Source organism: Pantoea sp. Lu_F5_004, assembly GCF_051136245.1.
Lineage (GTDB): Bacteria > Pseudomonadota > Gammaproteobacteria > Enterobacterales > Enterobacteriaceae > Pantoea > Pantoea agglomerans.
On sequence record NZ_CP194948.1, the window covers coordinates 134,887 to 148,515 of the forward strand.

General features: G+C 55.0%; 10 protein-coding genes. 3 read left to right on the forward strand and 7 right to left on the reverse strand.

What is annotated here, in order from left to right; translation table 11 throughout:
- Nucleotides 1–82: 82 nt before the first annotated feature.
- The gene (locus ACR8BN_RS22440; protein WP_109653666.1) at nucleotides 83–1,561 is read right to left on the reverse strand and encodes a YsnF/AvaK domain-containing protein; all 1,479 of its coding nucleotides are present in this window, start codon (nucleotides 1,559–1,561) and stop codon (nucleotides 83–85) included.
- A 286-nt stretch (nucleotides 1,562–1,847) separates the two neighbouring features.
- Nucleotides 1,848–2,417 (reverse strand): pyridoxamine 5'-phosphate oxidase family protein, encoded by a 570-nt coding sequence (locus ACR8BN_RS22445; protein ID WP_069027158.1) that lies wholly within the window; start codon nucleotides 2,415–2,417, stop codon nucleotides 1,848–1,850.
- 260 nt (nucleotides 2,418–2,677) lie between these two features.
- On the opposite strand from ACR8BN_RS22445, the gene ACR8BN_RS22450 reads away from it, so the two are divergent.
- Nucleotides 2,678–3,262 carry a GNAT family N-acetyltransferase gene (locus tag ACR8BN_RS22450; protein ID WP_434747827.1) on the forward strand — a complete coding sequence of 195 codons (585 nt, stop codon included), beginning with the start codon at nucleotides 2,678–2,680 and terminating at the stop codon, nucleotides 3,260–3,262.
- A gap of 47 nt (nucleotides 3,263–3,309) precedes the next feature.
- Here the strand turns inward: ACR8BN_RS22450 and ACR8BN_RS22455 are convergent, their stop codons facing one another.
- The 3 genes from ACR8BN_RS22455 to ACR8BN_RS22465 all read right to left on the reverse strand — a co-directional run bounded on the left by ACR8BN_RS22455 (nucleotide 3,310) and on the right by ACR8BN_RS22465 (nucleotide 7,889).
- Nucleotides 3,310–5,448, reverse strand: a complete 2,139-nt coding sequence (locus ACR8BN_RS22455) for a putative bifunctional diguanylate cyclase/phosphodiesterase (protein WP_425022133.1) — start codon at nucleotides 5,446–5,448, stop codon at nucleotides 3,310–3,312.
- A gap of 405 nt (nucleotides 5,449–5,853) precedes the next feature.
- A complete protein-coding gene (locus ACR8BN_RS22460; RefSeq protein ID WP_031593758.1) occupies nucleotides 5,854–6,093 on the reverse strand; it encodes a hypothetical protein in 240 nt (79 codons plus the stop codon).
- Nucleotides 6,094–6,455: 362 nt separating this feature from the next.
- Nucleotides 6,456–7,889 (reverse strand): methyl-accepting chemotaxis protein, encoded by a 1,434-nt coding sequence (locus ACR8BN_RS22465; protein ID WP_434747828.1) that lies wholly within the window; start codon nucleotides 7,887–7,889, stop codon nucleotides 6,456–6,458.
- Between the two features lie 346 nt (nucleotides 7,890–8,235).
- Between ACR8BN_RS22465 and ACR8BN_RS22470 the strand changes: the two genes are divergently transcribed.
- On the forward strand, nucleotides 8,236–10,017 hold the full coding sequence (locus ACR8BN_RS22470) for an EAL domain-containing protein (RefSeq protein WP_425023802.1): 1,782 nt from the start codon (nucleotides 8,236–8,238) through the stop codon (nucleotides 10,015–10,017).
- A 20-nt stretch (nucleotides 10,018–10,037) separates the two neighbouring features.
- Here ACR8BN_RS22470 and ACR8BN_RS22475 read toward each other — a convergent pair whose 3' ends face one another.
- Complete coding sequence (locus ACR8BN_RS22475; RefSeq protein WP_039387330.1) at nucleotides 10,038–11,621, reverse strand: sensor domain-containing diguanylate cyclase; 1,584 nt, start codon at nucleotides 11,619–11,621, stop codon at nucleotides 10,038–10,040.
- A gap of 403 nt (nucleotides 11,622–12,024) precedes the next feature.
- Nucleotides 12,025–12,198 carry a hypothetical protein gene (locus tag ACR8BN_RS22480; RefSeq protein ID WP_231115725.1) on the reverse strand — a complete coding sequence of 58 codons (174 nt, stop codon included), beginning with the start codon at nucleotides 12,196–12,198 and terminating at the stop codon, nucleotides 12,025–12,027.
- A gap of 518 nt (nucleotides 12,199–12,716) precedes the next feature.
- On the opposite strand from ACR8BN_RS22480, the gene ACR8BN_RS22485 reads away from it, so the two are divergent.
- Nucleotides 12,717–13,628: a hypothetical protein gene (locus ACR8BN_RS22485; RefSeq protein WP_031593112.1), complete on the forward strand. Its 912-nt coding sequence runs from the start codon at nucleotides 12,717–12,719 to the stop codon at nucleotides 13,626–13,628.
- The last annotated feature ends 1 nt before the right edge of the window (nucleotide 13,629 follow it).

Genomic DNA, 13,629 nt, shown 5'->3' on the forward strand with positions numbered 1-13,629 from the left:
CGGAATTTCAGTGTGATTTATGAAAAAAACCCGTCTGCGACGGGTTTTTCAGGCATGAAATGCGACAATTACCGCTCCGGCATTACGGCTTTTTAAACTTGTCTTCAACCTTCTCTTTCGCTTCCGAGATTTTATCACCGGCCTTCTCCGCGAAACCCTCTTTATGCGCTGGCTCGCTGCCTGGCGTTACCGGACGGGAGTCGTGGTCAGCGCGGGCCTGACGCGTGCTTTCAAGTAACGGATCGGCCACAGTACGATTCCCGGTCAGCCGGTCTGCGCCGAGAGGATCTGTACTGGCATGGTCAATATCCACTTCCTGACGACGTACCGAATCGTTGATGGTTTCAACCCGATCGCTTGTCTCTTTACGTAACACCACCTCTTCAATGATCTCCGCGGTCTTATTAATGACGGGCTGCTCATGCGTCTCTTCCACTTCGACAGTTTTTTCAGACCAGTCAACATGAGTGGGTGAACCTGATTCATTCACCGGACGACGGAAGATTGCGGCGTGCTGCTCATGCAGCGATACATTTTCTGACACCTGATCGGTGACAGTGTAGCGGCGAACGCGGGTTGACCCTTCGCTGACCAGACGTTTACCCACTTCCAGTCGCTCCTCTGCCAGACGCAGTACATCCTCGTCACTTTCGTCACCGGTCAGGGCAGTACGGGCAGCGCCACGATGGGCAGGAGCGGTAGAGAGCGGATCGACGGCGGCATTATCCTGAAGCGTTCCACTGGCAGGTGCAGTCAGACCATCACTGGTCGCGTAACCGGGCGCGTAATCATCGGGCAGCGCCGCACTGCGCTCGGTAAGCTCTTCATGTGCATCAAGGATGCCCAGGGCGCGAGGTAATTCATCTTCATCGGCCCGCAGCGACAGCACTACTCCGCCGGTTCGCATCGCGTCTTCATACACTTCGGCCTGATCCTCCTCCAGCGTATTGCCGAACAGGCGTTGCCAGAAGCCAGGGTGACGGGCCTCCTGACCTTCGGTACGCAAACGATCACCGGAGATGATATCAATGTCATCATCCAGGAACCCGGCCTTGATCAGGTTACGCTTTGCACCCTCTGCCAGTGAGATATTGCTGAACATTGTTACGATTGTTTCACGCGCCATGTTGTGCTCCTCGGTGATGGATTCGGACGGCTCTGAATAGGGTATTCGGGTCAGGTGAGCGTGCTGTTTTCGCAGGGAGACAACCTGTTCTGTCGCTTCCTCACTGACAACTTTGCGGATATGCCACTCCTCTTTCAGCACCAGATGACGAACGATCTCGATTTCCTCTTCAACGACAGGAATGATCAGAACACCATTTTCTTCACGGATCTCCGGCATCTCAGCCAGGCGTTCCGATTTAGGAATGCGTTCTATTTCCGCCGTCTGGTGCCGGAGCATCAGCGCAATCTTCTGCTGATGCTCAGTGACCTGTCGGGTAACCCTGACATGACCGTCGATGACCCGCTGTTTCGAGACCTCAACGGTTTCCTCCGCCAGGCTTATCACCTGGTCGCTACCCTCTGACCCTGGTTTTTCAGGAGGTTGATTGTTCATGTTTAACCTGCCTGTGATACAGAGCGATCATTTGTTCTTTTCTTTACCTTGAGCATAAGTCACTGCTTTTCGGTTAGTTAAAGCATGGCACAAACAATGACAAAAGATAGTAAAAAGCAGAAAAACGCCATTATATGAAGATAACGTGGTGCTAAAATCGATTAAGCGGTGCGGCAGATAAAAAACAGATAACGAAGCGGCAGACAGTGAAATCTCTTTTATCGCGTGCGCGAAAACAGGATCAATCAGGCGTTAACCCGACCTGAAGTGAATCAGGCATATCGGGTCAGGGGTTGAGCCATTCGCTTTCCTGCAACTCGCCGTTAGCCGAATAGCGAAACAGGGCGCGCTGATTTTCGTTTCGCTGAAGCTGATAGGCGTCCAGCATACTGGCCTGAAAAATCACCACGCCAAAACGGGATTCCCCGGTTTCCGCTGCCGTCGCGTCAGGCGTTTCATTAGCCGTTGTCCGCGCTTCCCCCGGAGGTCCGCCGGTGTAAGTCTGCCGCGTGTGCTGCGGTAACGCACGCCAGGCTGCCCGGGCAACATCACTTCCCGCCGCATAACACTCAACCCGCCCTGCCAGCCGCAGCTGCAGGCGACGCTGATGGCAATATCCCAGCACGGTAACCTGCGGATTCGCCGCCATCTCCTGCCACTTCGGGCTGCGAACATCCGTATGAAATGTCAGCATCCGGCGGTCGTCGACACACTGGCGCAGAACCACGGTGCGCGCCTGAGGTTGCAACAGAGCATCGACCGTACAGAGCATCAGATAACGAAATCCGCCCTGTGGATCGGGCGCAGATTCCTGCAGTGCAGCCCAGGCTCCAGTTTCAAACGTTTTCAATTCCATGGGGATTACTCTCATCAGGGTCAATTTTCAGCCATCTGGCTAAAAGCGTAGCAATGAAGTGGGAAGAAGGCCTGACAGCGCAGCGATAAGAGCAAATGTGGCCAGCGGGATCTGGATAATACACGAGAGCAGGCGCTGTTGAGATAGCGTCGGGATTGCGGGATACCTCGCAGAGCAGCGAAAGCGCGTCCCGCCAGTCAGCCACTCTGTGCTATTTTTGCGCCATCGCCACAGAGATCCGATCCACAGGGAGTTGCACGATGACAACTGAAGAGCCAGCTAAAGTACCGGCTGAAATACCGCTGAAAGTCACCTCGCCACGCCTGACTTATCGGCCACTTCGGCAGGAAGACTGGCCCTTCTATCTGGCAGTCAGTCAGGATAGATCGGTGATGCAGTACATCAGCGATCCGCGCAGCGCTGAAGAGATCAGAACCCACTCATTTGATGTCCGCCTGCCCGCCTGGTACAAGGGTTGCAGGCACTGGCTCTGTCTGGTTATCGGAGAAAAAACATCCGGTTCTCCGGCTGGCTTTTGCGGGTTTATCGATCGCGGAGAGGGTATTGCGGAGTTTGGCTTTATTCTGGCCGCAGATGCGCAGGGCAAAGGCTACGGCAGCGAGTCTCTGCATGCCATTATCACCTTCTGCTTTGAGCAACAGGATTACCGCAAACTGAGCGCGACGGTGACAGCAGGCAATGCGGCCTCACGCCGGACCCTGATCTCAGCGAGCTTTGTGCAGGAGGGAACGTTGCGGCAGAACTTCTTTCTCAACGGCCAGTGGCAGGATGACTGGATCTTCGGCTTGCTGAAACAGGAATACCGGCCCGCACACTCACCCTGAGGCGCAGACTATCAGGCGTCGGGCATTCTCCTCTCCGCTCGCCACCATCAGACCGATTCGCGTGGCGTAATGTCGGAACCACTGGCGACAGCGGGTGGATAGTGCTCCTCTCCGCACAGCATCGCCTCAAAGTCCGCCGGCGTCAGTGGCTGGCACAGACCATTGCCCTGCATAATGTCGCATCCGGCGGCGGTAACAAAGGCGATCTGCTCTTTGTCTTCCACCCCTTCGGCAGCCACCCGGATACCCAGGCTTTTGCCGAGCGCGGTAATTGCCCGGAACATCATACGCACCCGCACGCTGGAACCCAGCTCGTGCGTCATCGACTTATCGATTTTAAAACCCGTCACAACGCTATAGCGCAGCAGGTTAATCGCCCCCAGCGTACGCCCGTAATGATCGATAACGAACGAGGCTCCCGTTCGGCGTACGGCGTCAACCTGAACCGGCATATCCTGCATCAGCACGGCCAGCAGTGGCTCATCCACTTCCAGCTCGACAAAACCGGCATCGCCTCCGGCACTCTCACGTATCACCGTCTCCAGGCTGTTCCCTGCCAGCTGGCGCGGAAACAGGTTGATGCTGACGCGAAGCTGAGGAGAGCGAACCTGCCACTGCCGGACCTGTGCCAGAGCACTGCGGATGATCCATTCACCCAGCGTGACTGAAAGCGGGCTTTTAACCAGCATGCCTATAAATTCAGCCGGCAACAGCAGCCCGCGCGTCGGATGCTGCCAGCGCACCAGCGTCTCACAGCCAATAAGCTTTCCGCTTTCAACGTCGTAGCGGGGCTGATAGTAAAGAGTGAACTGCTGCTGCCGCACAGCCGTTTCCAGTTCGCGCTCAAAGCGGCGGCGCTGCTGCTCCGCCTCACGAAACGCGGGCATAAACAGCATGCTGCAGCCTTTACCCGACGCTTTGGCGCGGTAGAGCGCCAGATCAGCGGCGGACATCACCGAAGAGGGATCCCTTCCGTGCTCCGGATAGGAGGCGATGCCGGTGCTGGCACCGACCACCACCGGCGAGTCGTGATAGCGGAACGGCGTCTGAACGGCCGCAATCAGTTTCTCCGCAGTGATCGCTGCCTCAGCACTGCCGCCCGCTAACAGGATCACAAATTCATCACCGCCCAGGCGCGCAGCTGTTACAGCACTGGCGCAGACGGCACGAATCTGTTCGGCAACGTGACACAACAACGCATCGCCTGCCGCATGCCCCAGCGTATCGTTAACCTCTTTAAAACCATCGAGATCGGTCATCAGTAACGTATAGGGGACGCCCGCCCGGGTCAGTTGGCCCACCTGATCCATAAACGCGCTCCGGCTGGCGAGACGTGTCAGCATATCCAGTGAGGCCAGCTCACAGAGCCGCGCCTCACTCTCATAGCGGGCCGTGACATCGCGGATGATCATGCCCACCAGCCGCTCGCCCTCTTCACGCCAGCCCGAAAAAGAGACCTCTGCCGGAAATTCACGACCTTCACGCGTGACACCCCATATCTGCAAAGAGCGAGGGTGCGAGATAGCCGCTTCGTCAGAGGTAATCCGGACCAGTTCATTACGGTAGTCAGTCTGGCAGCGAGCCGGGATCAGCTCGCTGATATACTGGCCGCGCATCTCCTCTGCGCTGTAGCCAAACAGCGCGGTGGCAGCCGGGTTCCAGAAGGTTATGCCACGCCGAAGGTCGGTGCAGACAATGGCGTCAGGCGAAGTGGATGAGATCGCCTCGAGTCGCTGCTGGCTGGTGTAGCGCAATAACTCCAGACGATGCATCTCCATGCGATCCATCACCAGTGCAGCAATATCAATCAGATGCTTCCGGTCCTCTGCGGTCAGCGGCTCACGCGGATGGCTGTCGGTCAGGCAGACCGTGCCAATGTGATGCCCATCCGGGGTCGAAAGCGGGATCCCCGCGTAAAAGCGGATAAAGGGGTAACCGTGAACCAGTGGGCTATCGCGGAAGCGCGGATCTTTCAGCGTATCGGGCACGCAGAGGATATCGCCCTGCGCCAGCGTATGGTGGCAGAAGGCAACGTTGCGCGCCGTACCTGAAATATTTAAACCGTAACGGGAGGCAAAGAACTGTCGCTTTTCATCGATAAGCGAGACAAAAGCGACCGGCACCCGAAACAGCCGCGCGGCAAGCGTAGTAAGGCGATCCAGCGCATCGGTCGGCGGTGAATCCATCAGATGATACTGCTTAAGTGCGTCGAGGCGAGCCGCCTCGGCATCATGATAAACTGGACGTTTCAGCGTAACTCTCCTCTGATGTTATCTGCTGTGGCAGGCCAGCCACAGCATAAAGAGGACACGTTCAATCAGACAGAACGCGCAGAGTTCACTGCCGACCCGCTGCCAGAAGAAAGGCCCGTCAGTGAACCCGGCAGCAACAGGTTGCCGCGCTGAGCCCGATAAAGCTGACGCCGCAAACATAAAGGCATCAGTTAATACGTTATGCCTGGCAGAGAGGGTGCGACGAACGCCCAACATTATCTGGCCAGAACAGAGCAGACGAGCGGTAAACACGCTTCGCTTAACTCTCTATATCGGCCCGACATGACTTTACTTAAGAGAAAACAGGGGCTGAATGCCTTACTTTTTGAGCTTCGGTACCAGTTGATAGTGCGGATGCTCTCCGGCGAGCAACATCAGCAGTTCATATTCTCCCTGGCTGAGCAGCGCAGGATTTTTCGCTGCTTCTTTGGTCTGCCAGACACGCTGACTAAGATCGAAACGCTCGGCTGCAATCTCCTGAGAGAGACCGGCCGCAAGGCGTAGTTCACGTACGTTGTGCTGGACGGCGACAGGCCGTTGTAAAATCTGATTTCCCATATAAATACTCCGCATAACGGTGCCCCGGCGAGATGGCCTGGCGGAAGAACACGCCTGCGGCCAAAACATAAATTTGAGTTAAGTTTTAAAAGCCCGGCATTTTACACTTATCAGGAAAGCGTAGCGCACCAGTAAAAACAGAGAAAATAACCTGAATTATATTTAAATCGCTGCCCGGATAATTTTTGTACCGCTGAGAAGAGTAATTGTCATTCTGAATGGTGGCGTTGATCCAATGATGATCAACGTCAATCACAGTCACAAAAAATGACCGTTTCATTCCTCTTTTAAAAAGAGTGAGCGTTAATCGTTATCCCGTCCCGGACAGACATTATCTACAGTTCAGAAAAAATACGTTCAGGCTATGCCCGCGCAAACGTTGCCCAGCCACCTTTTTCAGCAGGCGTGACGCGTTTAGTCTCTAAGGCGAGAGGAGGATGCGGCAGGGTAAAGCGCGTAATCACGCTGCCCAGCGTTTCAGTCTGTCCACTGAGACTGCCTGCCGTCGCCGAAACCTGCTGAACCAGCGTCGCATTCTGCTGCGTTACGCGATCAAGTTCTGCAACGGCGACCGTGACCTGAGCAATCCCTTTGCTCTGTTCATCCGAAGCCAGCGCAATCTGTCCGATCAGTTCATTCACGCCGCCGACGCCGCGCAGCACGGCCTCCATGGTGGTACCTGCGCTCTCAGCCGCCCGCCGTCCATCGTCAACGCGTGCCACGGTATCGGCAATCAGCTCTTCGATCTCTTTAGAGGCAGCAGCACTTCGCTGTGCCAGTGAACGTACCTCACTGGCGACCACCGCGAAGCCGCGGCCCTGCTCACCCGCACGGGCAGCTTCTACAGCGGCGTTTAACGCCAGAATGTTGGTCTGAAACGCAATGCCATTGATAGTGGTGGTGAACTGCCGGATTTTTTCTGATCCCTGAGCGATGCTGGTGATGGCTGCCGATACCAACTGAACCAGTTCTACGCCCTGCTGAGTCGTATCCGTGGTGCTGGCAGCCAGTTCACGTGCCTCCCGGGCATTCTGTGCATTGTGACGCACGGTGACGGTAATCTCCTCCATACTGGCTGCGGTCTGCTCCAGCGCAGCAGCCTGAGTGGATGTCCGGTCGGAGAGATCGGCATTACCCGCAGCAATGTCGCCCGCTTCACGATGAAGAATGGCGGCGTTGTCTCGGATAGCGCTGACCGTCTGCAACAGACTGTGCTGCATCTCTTTGACCAGCGGCACCAGTTGTCCGACACAGTTGCGCCCCAGATCTTCCGGCTCGCGCGTCAGATCGCCATCGGCAATAATTTTTAAATGACCGCGAATTTTACCTACCGGACGCACCAGATGAACGACCAGATAGCGGTCGCAAAACAGCAGCAATGCTACTGCCGCCAGCAGTGCTGCCAGCAAGACGCCCTCAAGCCGATGCCGGTCAGCCTTCAACGGGGCCTGATTCCCGGCCAGCTGCTGCGTCACCTTGTCCAGCTGCGCACGGGCAACCGTTGCATATTCTGAGGGGGTTGTCGTGAGTGCCGCGCGGAAGCTATCCCAGTCAGCATCGGCCGGGGTGGAGGCGACGAGCGCGTTTTTATCGGCTAGCGTACCGCTCTGCATGACGATAGCGCTCTGTGCCAGAAAGCTCAGCTGCTGCGTCAGAACGGCCGAACGATCGGTTTGACGAAAGATATCGCGCACTACCTGGCTGCTGTAGCCGCCTGCCAGCACGACGATGCCCAGTGAGACGATCATCATCCACAGCACAACGCGGCGGATAGTGAAATGCCTGAGTGAATTCATGAGGTTTCCCCGATGTTGTCATTGGTGTAGTTAAAATTAATCAAAAATAAGTTATGTCATCTACTTTAGCGCGTTATTATATAGTGCGCTATGTTTATGCTCTATATACTGGCAGGATATTTAAGAAATTAAAAGTTTTTAACGACAAAATAATAGAATCGTAATTACTAAAATATTTCGTTAAAGAAAAGGGATTTGCTATTCTGACCAGTAGTGGCGTGCAGTGTGATAAAAAATAAATGGTCATGACTCTTTCTTTTTGCAGAATTTGCCTGTAGTCATGACGTCATACCCTTCAATTTTTCTGTTTAATTTCGCGCCGTAATCAGCCGGTGCGGAGGAATCCATGCTTATGAGTCTCAGCGACGGCGACGATTGCCGTACGCGAACCCTGCACGCGCTGCGCAGTAACGACGAAAGTCGTGACGATGTGTTGCGACAGTTCGTCCGGCTGGCCAGCCAGGCACTCGGTATACCCGGCAGCTTTATCTCCGTACTGGATGATGAGATGCAGCATGTAAAGGCCGCGCAAAATTTCACACTCACTCAATCCTCCCGGCAGGACTCGCTCTGCCGCCATGCAGTGGACAGTGACAGCACCGTGGTAGTACCCGATACGTTGCTGGATACCCGCTTTGCTGAGCATCCGCTGATTGTTGGCGCGCCTTTTATCCGCTTTTATGCCGGCGTACCGCTTAAAAGCAGCACAGGTCTGATACTGGGTACGCTGTGCGTGACTGACACCGCGCCTCATCCCTTTAATGCGGATCAGGTTGCCATGCTGAAGATGCTGGCGGCACTGGTGATGTCATTTCTTGAGGCCTGGTACTCGGCTGGCTTTGCCGACCCGGTAACCGCTCTGCCCAACCGCCAGCGTCTGATTCGCGACCTGCAATTTCTTGCCGCCTCCGGTGACACCACGCCACGGCGGCTGGTGCTGATTGACTGTATCGATATGCCGCGCGCCTACGAGCTTGCACGCTCAATGGGCATGGGGCCGGTTGAAAGCCTGTTGAAAGATGTGGCGACACTGCTGCCGCTGCGCCTGAGGCCTGCGCCAGGAGAGATGCTCTATACCGTGGCCACCGGGCGCTTTGCCCTGCTGACACGTCAGGAGAGCAGACTCACTGCCAGCTGGGTGGCAAACAAGCTGGCCGGGATCAGCGCGGATCTCGGCGATGGGCTGTCGGTTGCACTGATGACCCACACCGGTGAGGCGAGTTTCAATACCGGGGAGATGCCTGCCCAGGAGATCCTGCGGCGTGCGGTCAGCGCGCTGCACGAGGCCATTACACGCGACGTCGCCTCGATGCCTTTTAGCGAGGCTACTGATACGCGCCATACGCAGGACTTCACCCTGATGCATGATCTGGCCATCGCGATACGCCAGGATAAGGGATTGTGGCTGGCGTATCAGCCTAAAATCTGTCTGCACAGCGGCAAGCCAATTGGCCTGGAGGCCCTGATCCGCTGGCAGCATCCGCAGCGCGGCGAACTGTCTCCTGCACAGTTTTTACCCTTTGCCGTGCAAACCGAGCTGCTCAGCGAACTGACCACCTGGGTGACAGAGCACGCCATCGCCCGGCTCTCCCGGCTGCGCAACAGCTATATTCAGCTGCCCATCACCATTAACGTCAGCAGCAGCGATTTTTCCCGTGACGGGTTTGCCGACGAGCTGGAAGAACAGATGATCAGGGCGAAGCTCCCGGTTTCGCTGCTGGGCATTGAGTGTCTGGAGACGGAACGGATTCTGGAGAGCGCAACCGCAATGCGGGGGCTTGAGATGCTGAAACTTCGTGGATTCGGTATTTCACTGGATGACTTTGGAACCGGCTACAGCAATATCAGTTATCTGCGGCGCATACCGCTGGATGTGATCAAGCTGGACCGTTCACTGATCAGCGAAATTTCATCTGACACCGCATCGCGCGTCATCGCCCGCAGTATTATAGCGATGCTTAAAGATCTCGATTATATGGTGCTGGCTGAGGGCGTGGAGAATGCGGAAACCGATACGGCGCTGACCGAGTTCGGCTGCGACCAGGCACAGGGCTTTTTCTACTCGAGGCCGCTGCCTGAAGCGGCACTGGATGAGTGGCTCGGCTGGCGATTGCGCAGTAAGTGCTGAGCCTGTCCCACCCTGGAATCTTACCCGACCGAATCAGACGCGCTGAACCCCTCAGGTCCGGCAATGATGACGGTATTACGCCCGGCGGCTTTTGCTTCGTAAAGCGCTTCATCGGCACGCCGCAGCAGAGAGTCGCGATCGCTATCCTGAGCACTCCGTGAAGCCACCCCGGCTGATATCGTCATCGTTCCGGCAAACGGAAAGGTGGTGGCGCTGACGGTCTCACGGATGCGCTCCGCGGTGCGGACGGCATCAGCCAGCGTGGTATGCGGCAGCAGCAGAATAAACTCCTCGCCACCAAACCGGCTGACGATATCGCCGGTGCGACAGGCCTGACGCAGCAACGCTGCCAGGCTCACCAGAACCGCATCACCCGCGTCATGCCCGTACCAGTCATTTATCTTCTTAAAATGGTCAATATCAATGGCTATGGCACACTGTTCATGCTCGCTGTCTGACTGCGCCGCCAGCGCCGAAAATCCGCGTCGGTTACAGAGCCCGGTCAGCGGATCGGTCATCGCCTCATCGTTTAGCGCGGCAAGGTGACCTGCAACGGCGTGGCGATGCGCCTGCACGGCTTCTTTGAGCCGGTCAGCCTCGTAATACCAGGTTTTTACCGTGGCGAGAGATTCCGCCTGCGCTTCGCTGCCGCCATCGCGCACTCTGTCAGCCAGCTTTTCCAGTGGAGAGGCGATCCGACCGGCCATAAAGGCAATAATAGCCGCCGTCACGGCAATAATGCCCAGAACGAACCAGACAGCGCTTTCTGCTGTGCGCATCAGAATTTGCCTGACCGTTTCAGAAGTGCCGGTAATAAACACGTTCCAGCCGGTTTTATGCAGTGTGCCATAGCCGGTCAGATAGTGCTGTCCCTCACTCTCCAGCGTAAAATGCCCACTTTCTGTCGTGGCGAGCCGTTTCTGCAGTGCCAGACTCAGCAGCATCTTTGTTCCGACGCGCGCCGCGTCATGACTGAAAATAATCAGCCCTTCATTGCTGACCACGCTGACCGTTGACCCATTGGTATAAAAATGCTGGCTCAGGATCTCGCTCAGCATGCTCTGTTTCTTGAGATAAATAGTCCCGCCAATGTAGCCCAGATAGCGGCCATCTTCGCTGAACAGAGGTTGTGATAAAAACACCACATAGTTACCGGCAGCAGAGGTAAAAGGAGCTGAGATAAAAGGCTTTTGGGTCGCTATGGCCTGCAGGCTGGCCGCCGAGTGTAGCTTCACGCCAATGAGATTCAGACTATCGGGTGACGTTGCTGCGATAATGGCATCATGATTGACCACCACCACCGAGTTGAAAAAGCCCGACTGCATTCGCAGGCGATCGCTCTCTGCTTCCAGTCTTTTGATATCACTGAGCCCCTTGATCTGCGACGCACTCCAGGCCAGTTCACGTTGCGCTGTCGCCAGGTAACGATCGGTGGTATCAGCCAGCTTGCGGGCATAGGCAATGTTCCCTTCAAGCAGACTGTCTTCGATGTTGGCCTTCTGAAACAGCAGCAGCGCACTCAGCAGCAGACCGGAGGTCAGAATGACGCCCCCGATGGAAAGCAAAGTCAGCAGCGAGCGAAGGCGCATTTTTTCATAGGGCATTGCAGTCGGGATCCGGATTAAGTGTCATCTGAGTGTAACAGTAGACGTTTCTCGTCAAGGGCAGAACAGAAGATGATTTACACAGGATCACGGCGCATTGGCGGGCGCAGCCCACAACCGTCCAGTCCTGCATAAAGGAAAGGATTGTTTAGCGTTTCGATAGCCCTGATAAGCAACAGCAGAAAATGATTAAGCAGTAATAATGATACTGAGCAGACCGGAATCTGTGCAGATGACGCGCTATTATTATCGCTGACCGTGATAACAACGCCATCCGGTTGCTGAAAATAACGGGGCAGGCTCTGCCCCGTTATTTATTGCGTTAAAAATATGCGTAGAACAGTTAAATAAAACCTGCATCAACAATATTTAATTGTGCATTAGCCTTATCTTTTAAGCGAATTTAACGCCAAAAGGATTTAATATAAGATCGGCTGCTGAGCCTTTTAATAAAATGATGCGGACAGGTAAAGCGACGCCCTTCCCACTCAAGGTTAAACCACTGAAACTCATCATCTTTAATTTTTTCCAGCAGAGTCATTGCCTGCATCGGCGTCTGAAAAGCATAAGCTTTCATCACGCCCTCCTGGGTGCATAAATCAATATGAACCATGTAACCCCCGAGTGTTAAAAAGAACGGAAATTTTATAATTATTGAACAGCCTCGTTATCATAATCCATTTATCGGCTGCCGATTATCTGATTCAGTAATATTTAAGTAAAAATTTCACTTCTATTTCGCGTTTAAATTTTTGGGCAACCCTACCTTATTTCATCAATTAATTTGACCATGTATACGAAATCCAGCCAGACCCGAAGAGATCGTTACCCATGATTAATTCAGCTCAGAGGGTCGGAGCGATAAGCGATCACACAAGATGACGGACATCTGCTCATATTGTTAGCATTGAACCGTCTGGCAGGTCCGGAGCCGTCATGCAGAGGGGGTCTAATGGTGCTTGCTGAGAGGTTGAGATGGTCATAAACAGAGCACATCGTTTACACTCTCATCAGCCTCATCTGCAAGCCGGCAACGGTACAGATTTATCGCGGAGAGAGGCAGGAGATCACTGACGGCGGGCAATAAGGAATCTTATGCTGGATTATATGGTGTCGCTCTACCGTACTGTTCCTGTCTCATCTGAACGTCTCAGCGACTGGCTTGCCAGCTGGCTGGCGCAGCAGCAGACACGATGCCACGATCACCATTTTTCTGCCGCCTTTCCATGGCGTGAAACCGGTCTGCCCCAGCACGCCTTTTTGCAGCGTGAACTGACGATAAATGGCCAGCGTTATCTCACCGGGCCGCGCTATCTGGGTGGCGATCCTGCACAGCCCTTTATTGAGGTTGTTGCGCGTGACGGCATCATCGATTACAGGGTCGCTAGCGCCATTATGCAGGCATGGCAGCCGCTGAAACCTCTGAAGCTGCGCATCCTGTTGCCTGCGACTTATCCTGACATCGGTATAACCGATCAACTGCTTTTCCTCAGCGACCTGGCTTCACTCTCTGTTCCTGTCGACGAAGATATTTCACTGGTGACAGCCTGCCGGAAAGATTATCCCGCCTGTATCACGGCGATTAACCGCGCCTATCGTGCCAGCTGGCACACGCTGCCGCATCTGCGCGATCAGCTACTGGCAACCAGCAGGCAGGAGTTACGGGAGGATATCGCCGCGGGACATGTGTTTCTGATTATCTGGCAGGGCATAGTGGCAGGGCTGATGATTTGTGTCCCCCGGCGACTGACCTTTATTGAGGGGTTTCAGATTATGGATGAAGTGATAATGCCCGCTTATCAGGGCCGTGGACTCGCCGCGCGCGCTCAGCAGCGTTTGCAGCAGCAGCTTCATCATCAATATGGTGAGAAGGCGCTGCTCACCGGTACCATTCTGCCCGGCAATACTCCTTCACTGCGCAGCGCACAAAATGCCGGGCGACGCTGCGTGCTGAAATATCATTTTTTTACCCCTGACGATTTACGTGCGGGCCAACGGGCAATTTAAA

Excerpts from the sequence above, each read along its gene's own strand:
- ACR8BN_RS22485 (WP_031593112.1), top strand. The coding sequence starts at position 12,717 with ATGCTGGATTATATGGTGTCGCTCTACCGTACTGTTCCTGTCTCATCT.
- ACR8BN_RS22465 (WP_434747828.1), bottom strand. The coding sequence starts at position 7,889 with ATGAATTCACTCAGGCATTTCACTATCCGCCGCGTTGTGCTGTGGATG.
- ACR8BN_RS22455 (WP_425022133.1), bottom strand. The coding sequence starts at position 5,448 with ATGGATTCACCGCCGACCGATGCGCTGGATCGCCTTACTACGCTTGCC.
- ACR8BN_RS22445 (WP_069027158.1), bottom strand. The coding sequence starts at position 2,417 with ATGGAATTGAAAACGTTTGAAACTGGAGCCTGGGCTGCACTGCAGGAA.
- ACR8BN_RS22460 (WP_031593758.1), bottom strand. The coding sequence starts at position 6,093 with ATGGGAAATCAGATTTTACAACGGCCTGTCGCCGTCCAGCACAACGTA.
- ACR8BN_RS22450 (WP_434747827.1), top strand. The coding sequence starts at position 2,678 with ATGACAACTGAAGAGCCAGCTAAAGTACCGGCTGAAATACCGCTGAAA.
- ACR8BN_RS22475 (WP_039387330.1), bottom strand. The coding sequence starts at position 11,621 with ATGCCCTATGAAAAAATGCGCCTTCGCTCGCTGCTGACTTTGCTTTCC.
- ACR8BN_RS22440 (WP_109653666.1), bottom strand. The coding sequence starts at position 1,561 with ATGAACAATCAACCTCCTGAAAAACCAGGGTCAGAGGGTAGCGACCAG.
- ACR8BN_RS22480 (WP_231115725.1), bottom strand. The coding sequence starts at position 12,198 with ATGAAAGCTTATGCTTTTCAGACGCCGATGCAGGCAATGACTCTGCTG.
- ACR8BN_RS22470 (WP_425023802.1), top strand. The coding sequence starts at position 8,236 with ATGCTTATGAGTCTCAGCGACGGCGACGATTGCCGTACGCGAACCCTG.